20 protein-coding genes are annotated in these 20,384 nt (G+C 58.1%); 15 read left to right on the top strand and 5 right to left on the bottom strand.

The window, feature by feature from the left end; translation table 11 throughout:
* Positions 1–34: 34 nt before the first annotated feature.
* From ACXAH0_RS22540 to ACXAH0_RS22530, 3 genes are all read right to left on the bottom strand, one after another.
* Positions 35–364 (bottom strand): hypothetical protein, encoded by a 330-nt coding sequence (locus ACXAH0_RS22540; protein ID WP_475195207.1) that lies wholly within the window; start codon positions 362–364, stop codon positions 35–37.
* Positions 361–1,269, bottom strand: coding sequence for an NAD(P)-dependent oxidoreductase (locus tag ACXAH0_RS22535; protein WP_475195206.1), 909 nt, complete (start codon positions 1,267–1,269; stop codon positions 361–363). The genes ACXAH0_RS22540 and ACXAH0_RS22535 overlap by 4 nt, the downstream gene beginning before the upstream one ends.
* Before the next feature lie 185 nt (positions 1,270–1,454).
* Positions 1,455–2,168, bottom strand: a complete 714-nt coding sequence (locus ACXAH0_RS22530; RefSeq protein WP_475184491.1) for an FCD domain-containing protein — start codon at positions 2,166–2,168, stop codon at positions 1,455–1,457.
* Positions 2,169–2,443: 275 nt separating this feature from the next.
* Here ACXAH0_RS22530 and ACXAH0_RS22525 point away from each other — a divergent pair, with 275 nt between their 5' ends.
* From ACXAH0_RS22525 to ACXAH0_RS22455, 15 genes are all read left to right on the top strand, one after another.
* Positions 2,444–3,559: a mandelate racemase/muconate lactonizing enzyme family protein gene (locus ACXAH0_RS22525; RefSeq protein WP_475195204.1), complete on the top strand. Its 1,116-nt coding sequence runs from the start codon at positions 2,444–2,446 to the stop codon at positions 3,557–3,559.
* 179 nt (positions 3,560–3,738) lie between these two features.
* Positions 3,739–4,776 carry a TRAP transporter substrate-binding protein gene (locus ACXAH0_RS22520; RefSeq protein WP_475195203.1) on the top strand — a complete coding sequence of 346 codons (1,038 nt, stop codon included), beginning with the start codon at positions 3,739–3,741 and terminating at the stop codon, positions 4,774–4,776.
* Between the two features lie 322 nt (positions 4,777–5,098).
* The gene (locus tag ACXAH0_RS22515; RefSeq protein WP_475195201.1) at positions 5,099–5,950 is read left to right on the top strand and encodes a TRAP transporter small permease subunit; all 852 of its coding nucleotides are present in this window, start codon (positions 5,099–5,101) and stop codon (positions 5,948–5,950) included.
* Entirely contained in the window at positions 5,950–7,578 is a 1,629-nt protein-coding gene (locus ACXAH0_RS22510) for a TRAP transporter large permease (RefSeq protein WP_475184509.1), read from the top strand. The genes ACXAH0_RS22515 and ACXAH0_RS22510 overlap by 1 nt, the downstream gene beginning before the upstream one ends.
* Positions 7,579–7,589: 11 nt before the next feature.
* Positions 7,590–8,537 carry a phytanoyl-CoA dioxygenase family protein gene (locus ACXAH0_RS22505; protein WP_475195199.1) on the top strand — a complete coding sequence of 316 codons (948 nt, stop codon included), beginning with the start codon at positions 7,590–7,592 and terminating at the stop codon, positions 8,535–8,537.
* A gap of 7 nt (positions 8,538–8,544) precedes the next feature.
* Complete coding sequence (locus ACXAH0_RS22500; protein ID WP_475195197.1) at positions 8,545–9,582, top strand: Gfo/Idh/MocA family protein; 1,038 nt, start codon at positions 8,545–8,547, stop codon at positions 9,580–9,582.
* Positions 9,583–9,656: 74 nt separating this feature from the next.
* Entirely contained in the window at positions 9,657–10,556 is a 900-nt protein-coding gene (locus ACXAH0_RS22495; protein ID WP_475195196.1) for an NAD(P)-dependent oxidoreductase, read from the top strand.
* A gap of 590 nt (positions 10,557–11,146) precedes the next feature.
* On the top strand, positions 11,147–12,217 hold the full coding sequence (locus ACXAH0_RS22490; protein ID WP_475195194.1) for a putative urea ABC transporter substrate-binding protein: 1,071 nt from the start codon (positions 11,147–11,149) through the stop codon (positions 12,215–12,217).
* A gap of 86 nt (positions 12,218–12,303) precedes the next feature.
* Positions 12,304–13,359, top strand: coding sequence for an isopenicillin N synthase family dioxygenase (locus ACXAH0_RS22485; protein ID WP_475195192.1), 1,056 nt, complete (start codon positions 12,304–12,306; stop codon positions 13,357–13,359).
* Complete coding sequence (locus ACXAH0_RS22480) at positions 13,352–14,053, top strand: hypothetical protein (RefSeq protein WP_475195191.1); 702 nt, start codon at positions 13,352–13,354, stop codon at positions 14,051–14,053. The genes ACXAH0_RS22485 and ACXAH0_RS22480 overlap by 8 nt, the downstream gene beginning before the upstream one ends.
* Positions 14,044–14,865, top strand: coding sequence for an ABC transporter permease (locus tag ACXAH0_RS22475; protein WP_475184539.1), 822 nt, complete (start codon positions 14,044–14,046; stop codon positions 14,863–14,865). Before ACXAH0_RS22480 ends, ACXAH0_RS22475 begins: the two co-directional genes overlap by 10 nt.
* Positions 14,862–15,662 carry an ABC transporter ATP-binding protein gene (locus ACXAH0_RS22470; RefSeq protein WP_475184542.1) on the top strand — a complete coding sequence of 267 codons (801 nt, stop codon included), beginning with the start codon at positions 14,862–14,864 and terminating at the stop codon, positions 15,660–15,662. The genes ACXAH0_RS22475 and ACXAH0_RS22470 overlap by 4 nt, the downstream gene beginning before the upstream one ends.
* Positions 15,663–15,684: 22 nt before the next feature.
* Positions 15,685–16,923 carry an agmatinase family protein gene (locus ACXAH0_RS22465; protein WP_475195188.1) on the top strand — a complete coding sequence of 413 codons (1,239 nt, stop codon included), beginning with the start codon at positions 15,685–15,687 and terminating at the stop codon, positions 16,921–16,923.
* A gap of 4 nt (positions 16,924–16,927) precedes the next feature.
* Positions 16,928–17,407, top strand: a complete 480-nt coding sequence (locus tag ACXAH0_RS22460; protein WP_475195186.1) for a hypothetical protein — start codon at positions 16,928–16,930, stop codon at positions 17,405–17,407.
* Positions 17,404–17,619: a hypothetical protein gene (locus ACXAH0_RS22455; RefSeq protein ID WP_475184547.1), complete on the top strand. Its 216-nt coding sequence runs from the start codon at positions 17,404–17,406 to the stop codon at positions 17,617–17,619. Before ACXAH0_RS22460 ends, ACXAH0_RS22455 begins: the two co-directional genes overlap by 4 nt.
* 82 nt (positions 17,620–17,701) lie before the next feature.
* Here ACXAH0_RS22455 and ACXAH0_RS22450 read toward each other — a convergent pair whose 3' ends face one another.
* Positions 17,702–19,675, bottom strand: coding sequence for a putative bifunctional diguanylate cyclase/phosphodiesterase (locus ACXAH0_RS22450; RefSeq protein WP_475195184.1), 1,974 nt, complete (start codon positions 19,673–19,675; stop codon positions 17,702–17,704).
* Positions 19,676–19,682: 7 nt separating this feature from the next.
* Entirely contained in the window at positions 19,683–20,186 is a 504-nt protein-coding gene (locus ACXAH0_RS22445; RefSeq protein WP_475184556.1) for a putative pterin-binding protein, read from the bottom strand.
* Positions 20,187–20,384 lie beyond the last annotated feature (198 nt).

The raw sequence follows: 20,384 nt of genomic DNA, 5'->3' as shown, positions 1-20,384 counted from the left end.
TCCGCCGTTTCTTTCGTTTGCTCATCACGCGCCTTTAAGTGTCCATTTGCATAAGTGGACACTTAAGGCGCAAAATCGAAAAGCGGGAGGTGGGGTTCAGCGGACGCTCACGGCTATGCAGCGCATCGCCGGGCCGGTTGGTGGTTGTCATGCCTGCAAACACATGCCGGGACAGGCAGCTGACTTTTTTGCCATGCTGTTTGAGAAGTGCCTTGATGGCGGCGGTCTCCTCGCTTGAATGATCTCCGACTTCCTTGTCACCCACAAATTGCAGCTCCGCATAATCGAGTCCGGCTCCGTTCATGACCTTCAGGGCATGGGCGAGATCGCGGCTGATGCCGTCACAGATAACTCCGAGTTTCATGCGCGTTTGGCCCCTGTCCGGTGAAGTTCAGCGCCGATGATCTCCTCAATCACCCGTGTGCAGACCCAGTTGTCTCCCTGCGGATATTTGGTCCGGCCCGCGTGAAAGATCTGCATGGCGGCGGCGGCCGTGTGCAACGGCACGCCGAGCTCTTCCCCCAGGTTCAGAGAAATTGTCAGGTCCTTGTGCATGGTGTTGATGTGACTGCCGGTGCCTTCAAATTGCCGGTCAATGATCTTTTCAAGGGCATTTTTGACGATACCGCAGCCTGCAGATGAGGTGGAAAAGACATCGAGGATCACCTGCCCCGGCACGCCAGCCTTGGCAGCGAGTGCTGCAGCTTCGAAGGTTGCGGCAAACTGGGACCCGATCAGGGACTGAAGGCAGGCTTTGACCGTTTGCCCGTCGCCGGGTGACGTTCCTACCCGGTGGATATGGGCCGAAACAGCCTCCATAACGGGGGCAAAGCGGGTCAGAACCGCTGCAGGGGCGGCTGCCATCATGGTCAGCGTACCGCTTTGGGCGCCGGCAAATCCGCCGGAAACAGGACTGTCGATGAGGTGAATTCCGCTCCCGACAAGGTCCTCGCCCAGGGAACGGGCTTCGCTTGGTTTGATGGTAGCGGTGAGCAGGACCGCGCTTCCCGGGGGCATCGTGTTCACAAGCCCGGTCTCGCCAAACAGGACATTTTGGACCTGGGCGCCGTTCATGACCATCACAAAAACAGCGTCTGCCCCCCTGCCCGCTTCACCTGCATTTTCTGCAGGCATGCCGCCCAAGGCTTCAAAGGCCGCCATGCGGGCACTGGACAGATCAAACCCTCTTGTGTGAAAGCCGTTTGCAATCAGGTTCTTGGCAAGCCCAGAGCCCATGTCGCCCAGTCCGATAACTCCAATCGTTTTCATGTATATTCCTCCCGTTTTCACCTGGCAAAACCTGGCAACACCCGGTGCGGCCAGCCCTGGTCTTGCGGGATTTCAAGCCAGCGCGCGTGATTGGTGCTCTGGCCGGGCGGGTCCGGAAGACACCCGCTGCCCTTCTCTGGTATGTAAGTCAGCGCCTTTGGCCGTCACTTATTCAGGTGCCCGGCTCAAAAAGTTTCCTCCACATAGGCCCAGGCCACGCGCAGGTGCTCGACCAGGGCCTCCTCTGCCCTCGCCGGATCCCGTTCCAAAATAGCGTCGTATATGGACTTGTGGGCGGCATAGACTGTTTCATTATGGACGATGTTGCGGTCCAACTTGCGCCACTGGGGCGACAGCCACGACGTGAACCCTTCATGGATCGCGGGGAAGACCGGGTTGCCGTTCATGCGGTAGAGGACCCCGTGAAACGCGATATCGGTGCGGAAAAACTCCTCTGACGCATAGATTGCGGCTTCATTGGCAATCAGCGCGGCTTTCAGGTCGGCAATATCGTCCTTGGTCGCCGTCAGCGCTGCATCGCGCACCAGTCCCCGTTCGATAAAGACACGGCTCTGATAAAGATTCTGTACCCCGTCCGGCTCATGCAGGAGCGTGCGGACGATTGTGCCGGTGGCGTCGATCAGGGTGCCGTAATCCGGTTTGCGCACTCTGGGACGGTATCTTGGGCGCAGTTCGATCAAGCCGCGGTTGGCGAGTGTGGAAATGGCTTCACGGACCACGGTCCGGGACGTGCCGAACTCCTCCATCAGATCCCGCTCTGCCGGCAGTGGCTGACCTGAGGCCAGCAGGCCGGAGGAGATCCGCGCTTCCAGATCTGCAACAACAGCATCTGAGGCGCGGGCCTGTCCGGTGGTCTCTGGTCGGTCGTCAAGGGCCATGTTCGCCAATGGGTGAATTTGGTCATACCAAAAGTCAGGAGATATTCGCCGGAGATGCTAAGTCCAGAGGCAATTCCTGGCAAGTCTTTACGTGAGGAAGTTCCGAGAAGTGTAATAAATTCAGTAAATCAATAGCTTGTCACTTTTATTCAATCGATTTAACAAAACAGCAAGGAAACGGCCTTGACTTGAACCGCAATTCAAGGTCTGCTCAGCGCGCTTGGTCATACCAAAGCGTTGTTTCCAAACTGGTCTTGGCATCTTGGGAGGGGTCCTTGACAGCAATCTCCGGAATTTCCGTCCGGCTTTTTCATATTCCGCTTGTTGAAGTGCTGGTAGACGCCAAACATGGCGACCACACCCATTTCGAGCTAGTGACGGCAACGGTGATGCTTGCCGATGGTCGTCAGGGGACGGGCTATACCTATACCGGCGGCAAGGGCGGCCGGGCGATTGCAGCCATGATTGAACATGACCTGTCACCGATGCTGGTCGGCCGGGATGCTACGAATGTCGAAGCGCTCTATGAGGCAATGCAATGGCACGTGCATTATGTGGCCCGGGGCGGTATCGCCTCCTTTGCAATTTCCGCCGTTGACATTGCTCTTTGGGATCTCAGGGGCAAAGAGGCGGACGCACCGCTCTGGAAGCTGGCCGGCGGTGCCGGGACCACCTGCAATGCCTATTTCGGCGGCATTGATCTGGCCTTTCCGCTGCCCAAGCTTCTGGACAGCATTCGCGGGTATCTCGCGCGAGGCGCCAGAGGCATCAAGATCAAGATCGGCCAGCCCACCCTGGCCGAAGATGTGGAACGGATCGCAGCGGTGCGCGAACTGATCGGTCCGGACATAGAATTCATGGTGGATGCCAATTATTCCATGAGCGTGGATCAGGCCATCGAAGCGGCCAATGCGTTCAAGCCCTATGACATCCTTTGGTTCGAAGAGCCGACCCTTCCCGACGATTATCAGGGGTATGCAAAGATTGCTGCCGCCACCGGCATGCCGCTCGCAATGGGTGAAAATCTCCATACGATCTTTGAATTCGGCTACGCGCTTGATCAGGCCGATTTGAGTTATATCCAGCCAGATGCTTCCAATTGCGGCGGGATTACCGGGTTCCTGCAAGCAGCGGAACTGGCGTCACAAACGCAGGTTCCGGTCTGCAGCCACGGCATGCAGGAGCTTCATGTCAGTCTTCTATCAGGGCTTGGCAGCGATGGCTGGCTGGAAGTGCACTCTTTCCCGATTGACCAGTATACGATGCGCCCGCTTGTGCTGGAAAATGGCCGCGCGGTCGCACCCGGCGCGCCGGGCATTGGCGTGACGTTTGACTGGGAAAAGCTGGAGGCTGAGGATTTACTAACCCGGGATGCCCGGGGGGCGGCTTAGCCGGAAGAGCAGAAGAACCGGGACGGTCCGTGGATGGGGCGTTCCGACAGGAGAAGATCTATCCATCACTGGCATTGTCAAGATGGATGAAATGGCTGGAGACCCTAGAAAATGGGCCAGCAAACAGGATTGCCGATGGAGGACCGTCGCCAATCTTCGAGCAACCGGGAGGAACACGTATGCTCAAGACCTTGACCAGATCCATGCTTGCCGGCGTTGCCATGGCGGGCCTTGCCCTGTCCATGGGCGGCACGACAGACGCTTTTGCGGCCGACAAGACAAAACTGCGCATTCAGACCCATTTCTCGACAGAAACCCTGTCGGGCAAGATGGCCCAGGAATTCATTGATGACGTGACCACCATGTCCAATGGAGAAATCGAAATCGAGATGTTCTTCGCGTCTTCGGTGGTCAAGTCCGCTGAAACCTTCGATGCGGCAGCGACCGGCATTCTTGATTGCGACATGACTGGCGGTGCCTATCAGACCGGCAAAAATCCGGCCTTCCAGTTTGCCGGCGATCTGACCGGCGGCTATCAGAACCCCTACCAGCAATATGCCTGGCTGCTTCATGGCGGCGGCTATGAAAAGCTGAATGAGCTGTACAACGCCAACAACATGGAGTTTGTGGGCTGGTGGATTCCGGGGCCTGAATCGCTGTCCTCCACCAAACCTTTTTCCGGTGTGAAGGATCTGAAAAACTGGAAGTTCCGCTCTCCCCCGGGCGTGATCACGCTGATCTTCGAAAAGCTTGGTGCTTCGCCGATCGTGATGGATTTCAACGAGATCTTCACTGCGCTTGAAACCGGCATTATTGATGGCGCCGATGCGGCCAATCTGACCAACAATGTGGGTCTTGGCCTTTACGACATTGCCACGGAAACCAACTATCCCGGTTTCCACTCCATGCCGGCCGACCATCTGGCCTGCCGCAAGGATGTCTGGGATGCCATGCCTGAGCACCACAAGGCAATTCTGAAAGTCGGCATGCAGGCGCTTGGCCTTAAAAACTCCACTATCAACGAAGTCAAGAATGCCCAGACGGCCAAGGAACTCCGGGAAAAAGGCATCAAGCTGAACACCTGGTCTGATGAGGACATGGCTGTTTACCGTCAGGCAGTTCAGGAAGCCTGGGTTGAGTTCGCAACCACGCCGGAAGCCAAGTCCCTGCTGGAGAGCCATCTGGCCTTCCTGCGGAACCTTGGCGCAATGAAGTAAGCCCCTGCGGCGTTCGAAACCAGAAGGCGGCAGGAACCTGGGTTCCTGCCGCTTCGTTCAACGCTACTTGTTGCACCATGAAACTCGCATCCGTCACAAGCCACGTGCTGCCGTTTGAGGCGCCGGAAGAGCACGGATCATCTCGGCAGATCCGCTGGCGCCGGACGGCTTGTCTGGTGGCGGGAACGGCCGTCGCGTTACAGCGTGCGCCGCAGGATCTGGCCGGTCCGGTGAACCGCAACCGGGGACGTGCTGCCGGTCCCGAAGATCCCAACCCGGGATTTTTTGCGCATTACACAGTGTCCTGATGGGAGGAAGATCGATGACAAGCCAAAAACCCGGCGCTCTGCGCGAATGGGCGATCCCCGTCGCGTTCGTTTTCTGTGCTGGGTGGATCATCTGGCATGGCCCGGCGTATATTCTCGATTTCTTCCCGCATGCCAATGACAGCATGACGGCGCAGATTACCGAATTGCACGAGCGCAAGGATGTCTCTTCCGGTCTTCCCGGCCTTTTCGGAGGCACTATGGACATCATCGATTGGGCTGCACTTCTGCTCGCACCGGTCATTTTTCTGCTGGGCATGCGCACTCTGGTCCACGCCCAGATGGAATATCCCGACTATACGGTTTTTGACCGTTTTGCGCTCTTCCTGGGTCGGGTCACCATGCTTCTCATCATCATCATGACGCTTGTGATGCTCTATGAAGTGTTCATGCGCTATGTGGTCGAAGCGCCAACCCTGTGGGCGAATGAACTGACACTCTGGATCGCCGGCTTCGTGTTCCTGCTCTCTGGTGTCTATGCGATGCAACAGCGCTGCCACATCCGCATTTTCATCCTTTATGACATTCTGCCCCGGCCGTTGCGCCATGCCTGTGACGTCATTTCGGTGACGCTTTTGTGTCTGTTTGCGTTCCTGATGGTCTATGGCAGCTACAAACAGGTCTTTGCCATCAAGTTCCACCGCTGGGAAATGTTCGGTACGGCCTTTGATCCTCCCATTCCCGCGACCATTCAGCCAATGATCCTGATCGTGGTTGTGCTGGTTGCCCTTCAGGCCGTCGCCAATCTTATCGCCGACTGGAACAAACAGTCTTCCGATCATGACGAGAACGATCTCATCGACGAGGAAGAACTTGCAGCAATCAAGAAAAGTGTAGGTGCGAACTGATGGATGTCGGCACGATTTCAATAGTCCTGGTTTTCGGGCTTCTCTTCCTGCTGGGCATCGGAATGCCGCTTGGCTTTGCGTCCGCCATTCTGGCCGCGCTGGTCATGATCATGAAGTTCGAACCCACGCTTCTGACCGATCCTTCCAGTTTTGGCACCGGGCTTCTGACCAGCAATCCCGGAACAGGGCCACTGTATCTTCTGACCCAGAAGATCTTCGACCTGATGACCGAATATGTGCTCATTTCGGTACCGCTGTTCATTTTCATGGCGGCTCTCCTGGAGCGGTCCGGCATTGCCAAGCAGATGTATGACAGTCTCGATTTCTGGCTGAGCCGGGCCCGGGGCGGCGTTGCCATCGTAACCTCCATCATGGCCGTGCTGATGGCCGCCATGTCCGGAATTATCGGTGGGGAAGTGGTGCTGCTGGGCCTTATTGCTCTGCCCCAGATGCTGCGCCTTGGCTACAATCAGAACCTGGCCATCGGCACCATTTGTGCCTCCGGCTCATTGGGCACAATGATCCCGCCCTCCATTGTTCTGATCATCTATGGCCTGATCACGGAAACTTCGATCAAGGCGCTTTTCACCGGCGCGTTCATTCCCGGTTTCATGCTCGCCAGTTTCATCATGCTCTATATCGTGGTCCGCACCCAAATGGACCCGTCCCAGGCGCCCTTGCCAGAACCCCGTGAAGGTGACCCCGATGGGGGGGAAAAGCTGTTGATGTTTGCAGGCTTTCTCGGGCTGGTAATTTCTGGTGTCATCGCCCTGATGATTGCGCGGATTGCGTTTCTGACAGCGCTTGGGCGTAATGATGCGAGTGTTGAGGATTTCGATCCTCCTCCCTTTGGCATGGTGTCCGACCTGCCTTTGCTGGCCGGGATCGGTGTCCTAGCCCTGGCGCTGATCTTTCTTGTGGCCGGGCGCAAACGCACGGCCGCCGGATGGGAACACGGAAAGGGGCTGGTGCCGCCACTTGCGGTGATCGGCATTGTGCTTGGTTCCATCTATGGCGGGGTCACGGGGATCACAGAAGCGGCCGGGATGGGCGCGGTCGCCGTCTTCTGCATAGCCCTGTTCCGCGGCGAAGCCTCGGTGGATCTGCTCTGGGTGTCTATGATGCGCACGCTGCGCTCCACCGGCACGATCATTTGGGTTACGATCGGAGCGGCGACCCTGGCCGGGGCCTACACCTTGGCAGGCGGCCCGACCTATATTGCCCAGCTGATCATTGGGGCGGAAATGCCGACTATGCTTGTGATCCTGACCATGATGGTGATCCTGCTGTTCATGGGCGCCTTCATGGACTGGGTTGGGATCGTGCTTCTGATCATTCCGGTATTCCTCCCGATCGTGAAGCGTCTGCCGATCGAGGAGATCGGCTTTATCGGTCAGCTGTCGCCGCAGCATGTGGCCATCTGGTTCGGGGTCCTGTTCTGCATGAACATGCAGGTCAGTTTCCTGTCTCCGCCCTTCGGACCGGCCGCGTTCTATCTGAAATCGGTGGCACCGCCGCATATCTCCCTGACCGACATTTTCCGGGGCTTTCTGCCCTTCATCGGGGTTCAGCTCATTGCCCTTGCTGTGCTGCTGATCTGGCCGACAATCGTGACTCTGCTGCTATGAGGTGATGTGTCATGCTGACCCAAGGCGATATCGAACGCTTCCACGAAGAGGGCTATTTGGTGGTCGAAAATCTTCTGGATGAGGCGGCGCTTTCCGCCATCCGGAAGGAATATGCGGACCTGATGGATCAGCTCTATGGCCGTTGGCAGCGGCAGGGCAAGGTGCCGCCACTTGGCACCGAAGCAGGGTTCTGGGACAAGCTGGACCGGTGTTACCCGGGCGGTTTTGACTGGTACCAGCCTTTCGATATCAGCCTGCCCCATGACGGGATCACCGTGGACACGCCGATGCATTTCGGGCCAGCCGTGTTCGCCATGGCGACCAACGGCAACATTCTGGACTGTGTCGAAGCGCTGATCGGACCTGAGATTTCCTCCAACCCGATCCAGCATGTGCGGATCAAGCCGCCACAAAGTGCGGTGGATGCCTCTGAGAGCCGGGCTCATGTGGTCGCGACTGACTGGCATCAGGACCAGGGGGTGACGCTTGAGGAAGCGGACGGCACGACCTTTGTCACTGTCTGGCTGGCGATCACCGATGCGACTGTTGAAAATGGCTGTCTTCAGGTGGCCCCGGGCCGGTATCGGGGAATGCTGCCCCATTGCCTGAAATCTCAGGTCGGCATTGCCGATGCCTACCGTCCCAGGGAAACAGCCGTGCCTGCTCCTGTCAAAGCCGGTGGGGCCGTCCTGTTTCACCCGCTGACGCCCCATGGATCTCTTGCCAATACCAGTCAGGGATACCGCTGGTCGTTCGATCTTCGCTATCATGTGACCGGACAGCCCTCGGGACGCAGTCATTTTCCGGAGTTTGTTGCCCGCTCCCGGCAGCGGCCCGGGACTGAGCTGAAGGATTGGCGGGCCTGGAAGGCCATGTGGGAAGACACCCGCCACCGCCTCGCCCATACAGACCACATCCCGCAACACCGCTGGGGCAATGACGCGCCCTATTGTGCCTGAACCAACAATGGCCCTGAAAACAAATACGCCCCTGCGCGTCGCCGTGCTTGGCGCAGGTCTGGTCGGTGAGCGGCATGCCAGAAAGGCAGCCGCCCATCCGGAGATTGAACTTGTCTGGATTGTTGACCCGGATCCTGGCCGCCAGGCACTGGCTACGGAGCTTGGCTGTCAATGGGCGGTCCGTCTCGCGGATGTGCCCAAGGAGACCTGCGAGGCGGCCCTGATTGCGACCCCGAATGCGGACCACTTGCCAAGCGGGCTTGCCTGTCTTGAAAGATCCTGGGCGGTGCTTGTTGAAAAACCGGTTGCCGGCACGGTGGCAGATGCCGAAACTCTCGTAGAGTGCTTTGAGACGGCCGGAGTGCCTTTGCTTGCCGGACACCACAGGCGCTATCTCCCGGTGGTGGACAAGGCCAGGGAGATGATTGCCACAAAGGCTCTTGGCCAGCCGGTGATGGTGTCTGTGATCTGGGCGGTCCGCAAGCCGGAAAGTTATTTTGAGAAAGGCGCCTGGCGGCGGGATGGCAACGGCGGGCCGCTTTTGATCAATTTCATCCATGAGGCTGATCTTCTTCTGGGGCTGTTCGGGCCGGTTCTTGAGGTCAAGGCCATGGTGTCCAGTCGCATCCGCAAGACGCCGGTGGAAGACAGCGCTGCCGTCCTGCTGCGTTTTGAAAGTGGTGTTCTGGCTACCATTGTGTTGAGTGATGCGGCGCTGACCCCCTGGAGTTTTGAAGGCGCGAGCGGGGAAAATCCCACTATCGCCGAAACCGGTTTGGCGTCCTGGCGGATCGGCTGCACGGAAGGAAGTTTCGACTTTCCCAATTTACGGATCTGGAGCGATGCCGAGGGCAAGGAGGGCGACTGGTCCCGGCCCTTGAAGAGCGCGCCGGTGCCGTTTGAAACGGTGGACCCTCTGACGGATCAATTGACCCATTTTGCGCAGCTGGTGCGCGGAAACGTCCGAACGGCCAAAGTTTCCGGGCGGGACGGGCTGGAGGCTTTGCGCCTGGTTGAGGCGGTGAGAAAAGCCGGTGAAAGATGAGCCCAGAATCACATATTGAAATCAGGTGCAGTGACGCACGCAAACAACCAATGAGCAAGGTGAGGACACTCGGCATGACACAGCCCAAAATCGGATTTATCGGCATCGGCCTCATGGGGGCTGCCATGTGCAACCGCCTTCTGGACAAGGGGTATCCGCTCACACTCGTCGCCAACCGGTCAAGAGAGCGCGTGGACGCGCTGGTGGCCCGGGGAGCGAAAGAAGTCGCTACGGCGCGCGAAATTGCCAGAGCCTGCGACATCGTGATGGTATGTGTCGATACGTCCGCGTCGGTTGAAAGCCGCATCTACGGGCCGGAGGGTGTGATTGCCGGGTTGGCGCCCGGCAAGATCGTCATTGATTTCGGCACCTCCCTGCCCGCCTCCACCAAGGCCATCGGGGCTGATATTGAAAAGACACAGGCGGTCTATCTCGATTGTCCCATCGGCCGTACGCCGTCCCATGCGTTGGAAGGCAAGCTGAACCTGATGTGTTCCGGGGACGAAACGGCCTACCGGAAAGTGGAGCCGGTGCTGCAGGATCTGGGGGAAAATGTGTTCCATCTGGGCGCACTTGGCACTGGGCACACAATCAAGCTGATCAACAATTTCTTTGCCCAGGCGGTGGCCAACGGCATGGCGGAAGCCTTTGCCATGGCTGACAAGGCCGGGGTGGAGCGCCAGAAGCTTTATGACGTCATGTCTGCCGGACCGCTGCGCTCCGGTATGATGGATTTCATCAAGGCCTTTGCGATTGACGGTGACCCGAACATGCTTGCCTTTTCAATCCGCAACGCACGCAAGGACCTGGGCTATTACATGGACATGGCCGAAAGCCTGGGCGTGACCTCCATCATGGCAGAAGGAGCCAAGACCGCCCTCGACCAGTCGATTGCCGGTGGGCGCGGTGACGCCTTCGTGCCGGAGCAGGTCGACTTTTTCGCGGAGCTGTTTAACGATCCGGACAAGGTCTGAGGCCTTTGCAGATGGACCGGTGCAGATGAACAGTCAGGCTCCGGATATCCGCAAAGAAGGCCGTTTGCCGAGCCCCGTCCTGGCCGGTGTTGCGGAACAGGGGGGCTCCGGTAGACAGATGCCGCAAAGGCCTCAGAAAATCTTAGGGGCCCATGGGACCTGCTGCAGAAGGTGATCGCTTACTGGTCAATCACGCCTCTTTATTAATCACTTCAGCGCAGCAGACCGACGCAGAGGTTTTTGCGTACGGCACTGAAAATTTCTTTATCCAATTGAAAGAAAACACTTAAATTCTCTTCTTTTATTCTGGCATCCTGCTTGCTAAAGAGGAAGGAGTGCAGCGCGCCTAGGGATCCGGTCGGACACGACGCAGGACCGAGAGGTGCAAGCCGGACAGTCAAAGCCTCTGACGTGGCCTTTTGGGCCGCAAGGCTTGGGCATCATATCCGGTGACACGGCGGGACAAAAACCCGGGAGATTACTGCACGAGGTTTCGCGCGCGCGAACCTGCTCCCGGCCGTGCGCAAGAAACTCATGACGCAAGCTCAACCGGTTCTTTCTGCCGGGCTTAAGACAGGAGACGCGCACAGATGTTCAGATCGATTGCCAAAGCCACCCTATTTGCAGCGGCCCTCACCCTGCCCTTTCTGACCCCGGCTGCCCAAGCCGAAGAAAAGAAAGATTTCAAGGTCTGTTGGTCCATCTATGCCGGCTGGATGCCCTGGGGCTATCTGCAAGAGTCCGGCATCATGAAAAAGTGGGCCGACAAATACGGCATTTCCGTAGAGATCACGCAGTTCAACGATTATATTGAATCCATCAACCAGTATACGGCCGGTGCCTATGATGCCTGCGCCATGACCAACATGGATGCGCTGTCCATTCCGGCAGGCAGCGGGATCGACACAACGGTTTTGATCGCAGGCGACTATTCCAACGGCAATGACGGCCTGATCTTGAAACATGGCGGCGACCTTGCTTCGATCAAGGGGCAGAATGTCAATCTGGTGGAGCTGTCCGTTTCCCATTATTTTCTGGTCCGGGCGCTGGAAAGCGTTGGCTTGAGCGAAAAGGACGTGAAGATCGTCAATACATCCGATGCGGATATTGTGGCGGTCTATGATGATCCCGAAATCACCGCCGTTGCCACCTGGAACCCGATGCTCTCTGAAATCCTGAACACGAAAGAAGGCACACTGGTCTTCGACAGTTCCCAGATCCCGGGCGAAATCATTGATGCCATGATGGTCAATACCGTCACGCTGAAGGACAATCCCGCCCTCGGCAAGGCGCTGGCCGGGGCCTGGTTCGAAGTGCTGTCGCTGATGGCGCAGGACACGCCGGAAGGCAAGGCAGCTCTGGAAGCCATGGCCGAGGCCTCCGGCACGGATCTGGAAGGGTATAAGGCCCAGCTCGCGGCCACCGCTCTCTTCTATACGCCTGAGGAACTGCTGGCGTTCACCAGCGACCCCAAGCTGAAAGAGACGATGAATTTCGTCGCTACCTTCCTGTTTGACCACGGCATCCTCGGGGAAGGTGCTCAATCCGCCGAATTTGTCGGGGTCGAATTTCCTGACAAGAGCGTCTTTGGCGATGCCAACAATGTGAAACTGCGCTTCGACAACAGCTTTGTCGAGATGGCCGCAAAAGGCGCGCTGTAACGCTCAGGTTCTCTCTGCACGGCGCTGGCCGTGCCGTGCCGTGCAGAGATCTCTTTTGGTCTTCCCGAAGCTGTCAGGAGCTGTCCATGCCTGCAAAAGCCCGAAGCGCGTTCAAGGAACTTCCCGTCGTCAATATTTCCGGATTGTATGGGCCTGATGCTGCCGCACGCCAGCAGGTGGCGGAGGCCCTTGGTGAGGCCGCACGGGATGTGGGCTTTCTCTATGTCACGGGCCACAAGGTGAGCCAGGAGTTGCGGGCGGCGCTCCTTGAGAAGACGAAGGCCTTCTTTGCGTTGTCCGCGGACGAGAAAATGGAGATTTACATCGGCAAGTCCTGTAACCACAGGGGCTATGTTCCGGTGGGTGAAGAGGTGATGGCCGATGGCAAGAAGGATCTGAAAGAAGCTCTGGACCTTGGACCGGACATCGCGAAGGACCATGCCATGGTGGCGGCTGGCACGCCGATGGTCGGTCCCAACCAATGGCCAGAGCTTGAGGGGTTTCAGGACACCGTCAATGCCTATTACGAAGCGGTGTTTGATCTTGGGCGCCACCTGCTGCAGGGGTTTGCCCGCGCCCTCGGGCAGGAAGAAACGTTTTTCGACAGCTTTGTCACCTGCCCACCGAGCCAACTGCGCCTGCTGCACTATCCGTTCAATCCGGAGGCAAAAGATGCGCAAGGCATTGGCGCCCACACCGATTATGAGTGTTTCACCCTGTTGTTGCCGACAGCCCCCGGCCTTGAAGTCATGAATGGCGCCGGGGAGTGGATTGACGTGCCCCTGCTTCCCGATGCCTATGTGGTGAATATCGGCGACATGATGGAAGTGTGGACCAATGGGCGCTTCGTGGCCACGTCCCATCGGGTGCGCAAGGTCAAGGAGGAACGCTACTCCTTCCCCCTGTTCTTTGCTTGTGACTATGACACGGTGGTTGCGCCTCTGCCGCAATTGCTGGAGGGGGATGAGGCACCACGCTTTGAGCCGATCCGTGCGGGCGATCACCTGCTGGCCCAGACCATGCAGAGCTTTACCTATCTGATTGAAAAACAAAAATCCGGTGGCATGCAGCTTCCCGAAGGAGCAAAGGCCCTGTCCTCCTTTGGCCAGGAAGCTCGGCAGAAGGCAGCGCTCAATGTTTGAGACCTTGCCTGAGCTTCCGCTCGCCTGGCAAGGCCTCTGGAAACGCACGCTCCTGGAGCGGCGTGGCCCCGGTGTCCTGACCAATGACCGCCCGGCCCGGGTGTTCTGGCTTCAGACAGCCCTTTATCATGCGGATCTGCGCATCCCCCTGGAGCGTCCCGACTTTTCTGGCATCACCTCGCTGAAGGCGTGCGACGACGATCAGCTCCGTTTTCTCGCCGGACAGGAGGCCTTTTACGGGATCACCCGTGTTGAGGGCGGGATCTGCACCTGGTTGCGGCTGCATGATCTGAAACCCGGCACCGGCCTGGATGTGGCGCGCATGGCGTTTGACAGCGGCAAACTCCTTGTCGAGATGGGGATTGGCGAAGACTATCTGGAACACTGGAGCCTTGTGGACGGGTCAAAACCGGACGGGTGTGCAGCCCCGGCCCTTCGCCTGTCAGAAACGGGCCTCTTTCTTCAGTCGGGTGCTTTCGCCGTTGCCCTCACCAAAAGGCCGCCAGCGCCTCCGGGCATCGACGCATATGAGGGCCTTGAAGAGCAAAGCCGGGATCACCTGATGTGGCTCGCCGCGCTTGAGCTGTGCCTGTGCCGCCGCGAAGGCGGGCGCTGGGTGGTCCGGCATGCGACACATCCCTGGAAGGAAGGCCGGACCCTCGATGATCTGGAAACGGAGAAACAATGCGCCTGATCAACCGGAAACCGGACCGAGTGACCGCCCTGGTACTGGGCCTTCTGCCCTTTGTTCTGGTGATCGTGCTCTATACGGTGGCCAGTGAAGCCCGGCTGGCGGAAAACCCGTCGGACAGGCTGCTGCCCTCCCTTGAAAAGATGATGGCCGCCATGGGCAAAATGGCGTTTGAGCCGGACCGGCGCAACGGCGAGCTGCTCTTGTGGAAGGACACGCTGGCGAGCCTTGCCCGGATTGCAGCCGGACTTGTTATTTCAACCGGGCTCGCGCTCCTGACCGGTCTGATCATGGGGATCCTGCCCTATGGACGGGCAGCGCTTGCCCCGTTCATTTCGGCCTTTTCGCTGATCCCGCCTATCACGGTTCTGCCGATCCTGTTCATTATGCTGGGGCTGGGAGAAGCGGCAAAAATCGGGCTGATTGTGGTGGGAACCGCCCCGGTCATGGCCCGGTCCCTCGCCCAGGCGGCGCTGGACATTCCAAGGGAACTGGTCATCAAGGCGGAGACGCTGGGGGCTTCCAGCTGGCAGATCGCGGCACGGGTTATCATTCCTAATGTGCTGCCCGCAGCTGTTGTTGCCCTGCGGATCGGCCTCATCCCGGCCTGGATCTTTCTGGTGTCGGCGGAAGCCATCGCTTCAACAGAAGGGCTCGGCTACCGGATTTTCCTGGTGCGCCGCTATATGGCGATGGACATCATTCTTCCCTATGTCGCCTGGATAACCCTGCTTGCATTTACCATGGACTACCTGCTGCGCAGCCTGTCACGCGCCGTCTTTAGCTGGAAACATCTTGAAGGAGACAGCCTGTGAGCAAGCCTGCGGCCGTGTCCTTTGCCAATGTCTGGAAAGACTATGATGGTATTCCTGTCCTGGAGCGGGTGGACCTGAATGTGGAACAAGGGGCGTTTTGCACCATTGTCGGCGCCTCCGGCTGCGGCAAATCCACCTTTCTGCGCATGCTGCTCTCCCAGGAGCACCCGAGCCGCGGCAATATCCTTTTGAACGGCGCCCCGCTCCCTGGCGAACCGACCCCGGACCGGGGCATTGTGTTTCAGAAATACTCGGTCTTTCCCCATCTGTCGGTTGCTGAAAACCTGATCCTCGGGGCAGAATTTGCCACCGCCCCGCTGACCGGCCGGTTCTTCGGGGCAGCCCGCCGAAAAGCGCTTTCTGAGCTTGATGAGCTTCTGGAGCGGATCGGTTTGACAGACGCGAGCACCAAATACCCGGCGCAACTGTCCGGTGGCATGCAACAGCGGCTCGCCATTGCCCAGGCTCTGGTCAAAAAGCCCGATGTGCTTCTTCTGGACGAACCCTTCGGGGCGCTTGATCCGGGCATTCGGCTCGATATGCACGACCTCCTGCTCAGCCTGTGGCAGGAAACGGGCATGACCGTCTTCATGGTCACCCATGATATTCACGAGGCTTTCAAGCTGGGTACGCGGCTGTTGGTTTTTGACAAGACCCGCCACGACCCACAGGCGCCTCAGGCCTATGGCGCCACCATCACCTATGACCTTGCACTCAGTCCGCAGAAGAGTCGCCCGGACCAGGTTCCGGAGGAGCTTGCGGGCGCGCTGCGCGGCCAGTTCCCGTCAAAACACTAGGATATTTCAGAGGAAAACGACCATGGACATTTTCGATCGATTTGGCCGCGCCACCGGGCACAGGGCCGCAGGTTCAACCGGCAGGGGCCATTCCCGGCGCCAGCACCATCCGGATTTCGACAAGCTGCAACTCAGGGGCTGGAAGGCCGCCGAAAAGGAAGGCGCCCTGCCCTCCGCTGCCTGGGAGAAGGAAAAAGCCTGGGCGCTCCGGATGGGGCTGACCGGTTCTGACAGCCTCACCGACAAGTCCATTCCGACTTTTGCCCGCGGGGAGTTGCCGCATTATGCCGGCATCAACACCTTTTTGAAGGCGCCTTACGTGGAAGATGTGACCCAAGTCGGGGCCTATGATGCGGCAATCATCGGAATTCCCTTTGACGGGGGCACGACTTACCGGCCCGGCACCCGCTTCGGGCCACAAGGGGTGCGCAAGATTTCCGCGCTTTATACGCCCTATAACTATGAAATGGGGGTGGATCTGCGCGAGCAGATGACGCTCTGCGATGTCGGCGATATTTTCACGATCCCTGCCAATATCGAGAAGACCTTTGATCAGATCACAAGGGCCGTTTCCCATGTGGCGTCTTCCGGCGCGCTGCCGATCATGATCGGCGGCGACCATTCCATTGGGTTTCCCTGTGTGCGCGGCATCGCACAATGCACCTCGAAACGGATCGGGATTGTGCATTTCGACCGGCATATCGACATTCAGGAAAAGGATCTGGATGAGCGGATGCACACGACCCCGTGGTTCCATGCGACCGATCTGGTCAATGTTCCTGCGGTCAATTTGGTGCAGATCGGCATTGGCGGCTGGCAGGTGCCGCGTGAAGGGGTGGAAGTCGCCCGCGAGCGCAACACCAATATCTTCACAATGCGCGATGTGGAAGAGCTTGGCCTTGCTGAAACGGCGGCCAGGGCGCTTGAGCTGGCCTGGAAAGACGCGGATGCGGTCTATATTTCCTTTGATATCGACAGCGTCGACTGCGGGTTTGTTCCGGGAACCGGCTGGCCGGAACCGGGCGGCTTCCTGCCCCGCGAAGCCCTGGAGCTGGTCTCGCTGGTGGCCAAGGAAGGGATCTGCGGGCTGGAAGTTGTGGAAGTCTCGCCGCCCTACGACTGTTCGGACATCACCGCCCTTCTGGCCACCCGTGTGATTGTGGATGTGCTCGGAACGCTGGTCTCCCATGGCAAGATGGGTTCGCATAAGGCAATTCTCGACAAACCGGTGACCATTCCCGCCGGTCCGGAGGTTGTGTGATCCCATGAGCGACCATCCTCACAGCCACAGCCACAGCCATACGCATCCTCATGACGATCCCCACATGCATCTGCATGGCCACAATCACGCGGGGCCGGATCATCTCCATTCCCATGTTCATGGGGCCTCGGACGCGGAACGGGCGGATGAACTGCAGGCCCTTGCAACGAGCTTTATCGACGGCTTCCGCTCAGCGTCCGACAAGACAAGCTATCTGCGCCTTGCCGGGGTGCCGTTTCACCGGCCCGGATCTGATGGCCTGATCCAGCATCTGGTGGATGCCGGGATCAGTTCGAACTGGCAGATCGGCACAGCGTCGCCAGCCTTTGCATCCCGGGAACTCGTTTATATGCCCTTCCCGGGAACCATGGTGAGCGAGCGCGAAACTATGACATTCACTTATGTATCGCTGACAGAACGGCTCGATGTCGATCTGATCGAGATTTTGGCAACCCGTCTCAAAGCAGGAGATATCGACGAATGATAAGGCTTTTCAGCTTTCTGGCGCTGACAGCAGTGTCAACGCCCGCCTTTGCCCATGCTGGTTCCCATGAGCATCTGACCGGCTGGGCTGCCGCAGTCCAGCACCTTGTTTCCTCGCCCTTTCATGGAGCCATGCTTCTGGCGGGGGCTGCATGTGCGGCGTTTGTCCTGTCAAAGCTTCAGAAAGGGGTGCGCAAAGCGTCCCGGCGCTGATCTGACAAGCCATACCTGTGTCGTTTGAGGGCCCATTGGGGCGGTATCCGCCCAAAGCGCCGGTTTCGAGCGCGTCGAGTTCTCAGGAAAGCGCTGGTTCGGGCTCTGGAGCTGTGCCTGTCTTGTTTGAATTTGCGGCTTCCAGGGTCTCGCTCAGATCCTGGAAGGGACTTGGCCGGTTAAAATGGAACCCCTGCCCGTAGAGGCAGCCAAGCTTCTTGAACAGAAGAACCTGTTCCGGGGTCTCAAGCCCCTCCACGACCAGTTCCGCCTGCATTTTGTTCGCCATGGATTGCATGACGCCGATAATGTTGACGGCTTTGGCCGATTCCTCGCAGGCCCGGACAAAGGACCGGTCGATCTTGATTTCGTCCCAACTCAAGGTGCACAGGTAGCTTAGGGCGGAATAGCCCGTACCAAAATCATCCAGCGAAATCCTGACCCCGAGGGCCTGCAGCTGCGACAGGATCTCGGATACAGTCTTGACATTGCGCATGATGATGCTTTCGGTGACCTCCAGTTTCAGCCGGTGGGGTGCCAGCCCGCTCTCTTCAAGGACGGATTTGACCAGATCGATCATGTCGTCATTGAGAAACTGGATCATGGAAAAATTGACCGCGACGCTGATATCGGATGGCAGCAGTGCCGCATCCCGGCAGGCGCTCTTCAGCATAAGACGCCCAAGCGCCAGAATGTCTCCGCTGGCTTCGGCAATCGGGATGAATTCGACCGGAGAGATCGGGCCGAGCTCGAAATGATGCCATCGGGCCAGCGCTTCAAGCCCCACCGGCTGACCGGTGATCATGTTGTATTGAAGCTGGTAGTGCGGTTCGATGTCGCCACATTCGAGAGCTGCAGGTAAATCGCGTTCAATCCGCAGCCGGCGTTCCATTTGGGTCCGCATGGGGCCGGAAAAGGCGATGGCCGAGCCGCGTCCGGCGGCCTTGGCCTGTGTCAGGGCCAGATCCGCGTTGAGCACAACATTGCCGATCTCGTCTCTTGTGTGGGCCGTTGCATAGCCGATAGAGGTGCCCACGAGAAAACTTCCGATCCGCGTCTCAATCGAGTTGGCGAACAGTTCGGTAAGCGCAACAATCGTGTCTTCCAGGGCCAGATCTACTTTCGCGCAACGAAGCAGGATCAGGAATTCATCGCCGCCGACCCGTGCGGCCAGGTTGTGACCGGCAAGAGACTGAGTAAAGGCCACCAGCCGCTTGGACAGGGCAATGAGCAGCGCATCGCCGCCGGAATGGCCGAGTGTGTCGTTGATTGTCTTGAAACCGTCCAGGTCGAGTGCGATCGCCACAAGGACCTCGCTGTCCGCGAGGGTATCGGTGGCTTCCCTAAGCCGGTCTTCGACTAGGCAGCGGTTGGCAATATCCGTTAGGGCATCGTGTTTGGCCACATAAGACAGGCGTTCCGCATCTCCCGCAATCCGGTCATTGGCGTGCCTTAGCCCCCAGTTCTGGCGCATGATGACCGCCATCAGGGCTGTAGCCAGCACCAGCAACGCAAACACAAAACGCTTTTCTGTGATCAGTTGATCCCGGATCGTCCGTCGCTCTGCGGAAAAACGCTCTACACTGGTTTGATAGGAGCGTCCGGCAATCACATCTACCTTGTCGCGGATGCCGCGCATGGTTTGCTCAAAGGCGTCCGAATCCCCCTGTTTGAGGGTCTCGGCGATGGGGGCCAGAGAAGCAACAGCGCCTTTCAACGCCTCGAATTCCCGGTTCAGCCCGTCCGAATTGGCAATCAGGCTTTTGAAGCCGCCGGATCCCCAGGTATTCAACCGCCCGAGCAGGATCTCATAGTTGATCTCGGCCTCTTCCAGATCGCGCTGTGCACCGGTGAGATGATAGCGTGCGGCAGAAGCGGCAAATCTAGAGAATTCGTTCCGTCCGTTGGCGGCCGACCAGACCGTGTCATATTCGAGCGAGTGTTTGTGGGTGCGGTCCTGGCTGAAGGACGTGTAAAAATAGGTCCAGAACACTAAAATGGTGACCGTAAAACTGGCCAGAAACACCATGTGCCAGGGATGAAGCCGAAGTTTCATGGTCGCTTCACTCGATCACGATTGAGCGGACCTGCCAGACAGACCTGGAAAAATAGATCTCTGTCTTCAGCTCGGGCCGGTCATCAAAGGGGTAAATGACAAAGAGCGGCCCCTTGTCCCGGATCTTCATGTAAGAGCCATTCATCTTGTAGGCAAGGATCGGACCAAATGCACTAAAGTCCTGGATCGGCAGGACGGACCGATAGTTGTTGAGCGCGATGAATTCCGCCTCGGTGCCTTCCGCTCCGGCCTGATGCATCAACTCGTCCAGGGGCACGCCTTCAAAGCTAATGGGACCGTCTTGCCAAGGGGTCGTTGTCACAATCGTTTTGTGAGGCATCTGCTCCAGCATGCGGAGAGACAAGTCAATCGGATGGGCCTGTTTGAGTTTGCCGGAAACGGTCAGGACAATCTTGTCCAGATCCTGGGCCTGTGCTTGGTACTGTGCACTTATGAGGGTGAGCAACAAAACAGCCAGCGTGGCTTGGACTGCCGGGATTTTGTCAAACACAACCTATGATCCTGTTACGGATGCTGCGTGTCCCTTTCACAAGACCGCGCGCAAATTTGAAATGAGTGGCTTCTAAGTGATGCAAAGAGTGTAATAAATTTATCGCTTTGAAGAAATATGATTTTCTACTTATCTTTGCAAGCCATCCAATTGCTGCCAAATGGCTTTTGTCGTTCAAAGTTATGACCGGCCCGGCAA

This window comes from Roseibium sp. AWQ4_290, from assembly GCF_056160985.1.
This window is presented reverse-complemented; position numbering and strand designations above follow the sequence as displayed.

Excerpts from the sequence above, each read along its gene's own strand:
- ACXAH0_RS22475 (WP_475184539.1), top strand. The coding sequence starts at position 14,044 with ATGCGCCTGATCAACCGGAAACCGGACCGAGTGACCGCCCTGGTACTG.
- ACXAH0_RS22505 (WP_475195199.1), top strand. The coding sequence starts at position 7,590 with ATGCTGACCCAAGGCGATATCGAACGCTTCCACGAAGAGGGCTATTTG.
- ACXAH0_RS22540 (WP_475195207.1), bottom strand. The coding sequence starts at position 364 with ATGAAACTCGGAGTTATCTGTGACGGCATCAGCCGCGATCTCGCCCAT.
- ACXAH0_RS22535 (WP_475195206.1), bottom strand. The coding sequence starts at position 1,269 with ATGAAAACGATTGGAGTTATCGGACTGGGCGACATGGGCTCTGGGCTT.
- ACXAH0_RS22510 (WP_475184509.1), top strand. The coding sequence starts at position 5,950 with ATGGATGTCGGCACGATTTCAATAGTCCTGGTTTTCGGGCTTCTCTTC.
- ACXAH0_RS22485 (WP_475195192.1), top strand. The coding sequence starts at position 12,304 with ATGCCTGCAAAAGCCCGAAGCGCGTTCAAGGAACTTCCCGTCGTCAAT.
- ACXAH0_RS22530 (WP_475184491.1), bottom strand. The coding sequence starts at position 2,168 with ATGGCCCTTGACGACCGACCAGAGACCACCGGACAGGCCCGCGCCTCA.
- ACXAH0_RS22480 (WP_475195191.1), top strand. The coding sequence starts at position 13,352 with ATGTTTGAGACCTTGCCTGAGCTTCCGCTCGCCTGGCAAGGCCTCTGG.
- ACXAH0_RS22515 (WP_475195201.1), top strand. The coding sequence starts at position 5,099 with ATGACAAGCCAAAAACCCGGCGCTCTGCGCGAATGGGCGATCCCCGTC.
- ACXAH0_RS22520 (WP_475195203.1), top strand. The coding sequence starts at position 3,739 with ATGCTCAAGACCTTGACCAGATCCATGCTTGCCGGCGTTGCCATGGCG.
- ACXAH0_RS22460 (WP_475195186.1), top strand. The coding sequence starts at position 16,928 with ATGAGCGACCATCCTCACAGCCACAGCCACAGCCATACGCATCCTCAT.
- ACXAH0_RS22450 (WP_475195184.1), bottom strand. The coding sequence starts at position 19,675 with ATGAAACTTCGGCTTCATCCCTGGCACATGGTGTTTCTGGCCAGTTTT.
- ACXAH0_RS22465 (WP_475195188.1), top strand. The coding sequence starts at position 15,685 with ATGGACATTTTCGATCGATTTGGCCGCGCCACCGGGCACAGGGCCGCA.
- ACXAH0_RS22500 (WP_475195197.1), top strand. The coding sequence starts at position 8,545 with ATGGCCCTGAAAACAAATACGCCCCTGCGCGTCGCCGTGCTTGGCGCA.
- ACXAH0_RS22455 (WP_475184547.1), top strand. The coding sequence starts at position 17,404 with ATGATAAGGCTTTTCAGCTTTCTGGCGCTGACAGCAGTGTCAACGCCC.
- ACXAH0_RS22490 (WP_475195194.1), top strand. The coding sequence starts at position 11,147 with ATGTTCAGATCGATTGCCAAAGCCACCCTATTTGCAGCGGCCCTCACC.
- ACXAH0_RS22495 (WP_475195196.1), top strand. The coding sequence starts at position 9,657 with ATGACACAGCCCAAAATCGGATTTATCGGCATCGGCCTCATGGGGGCT.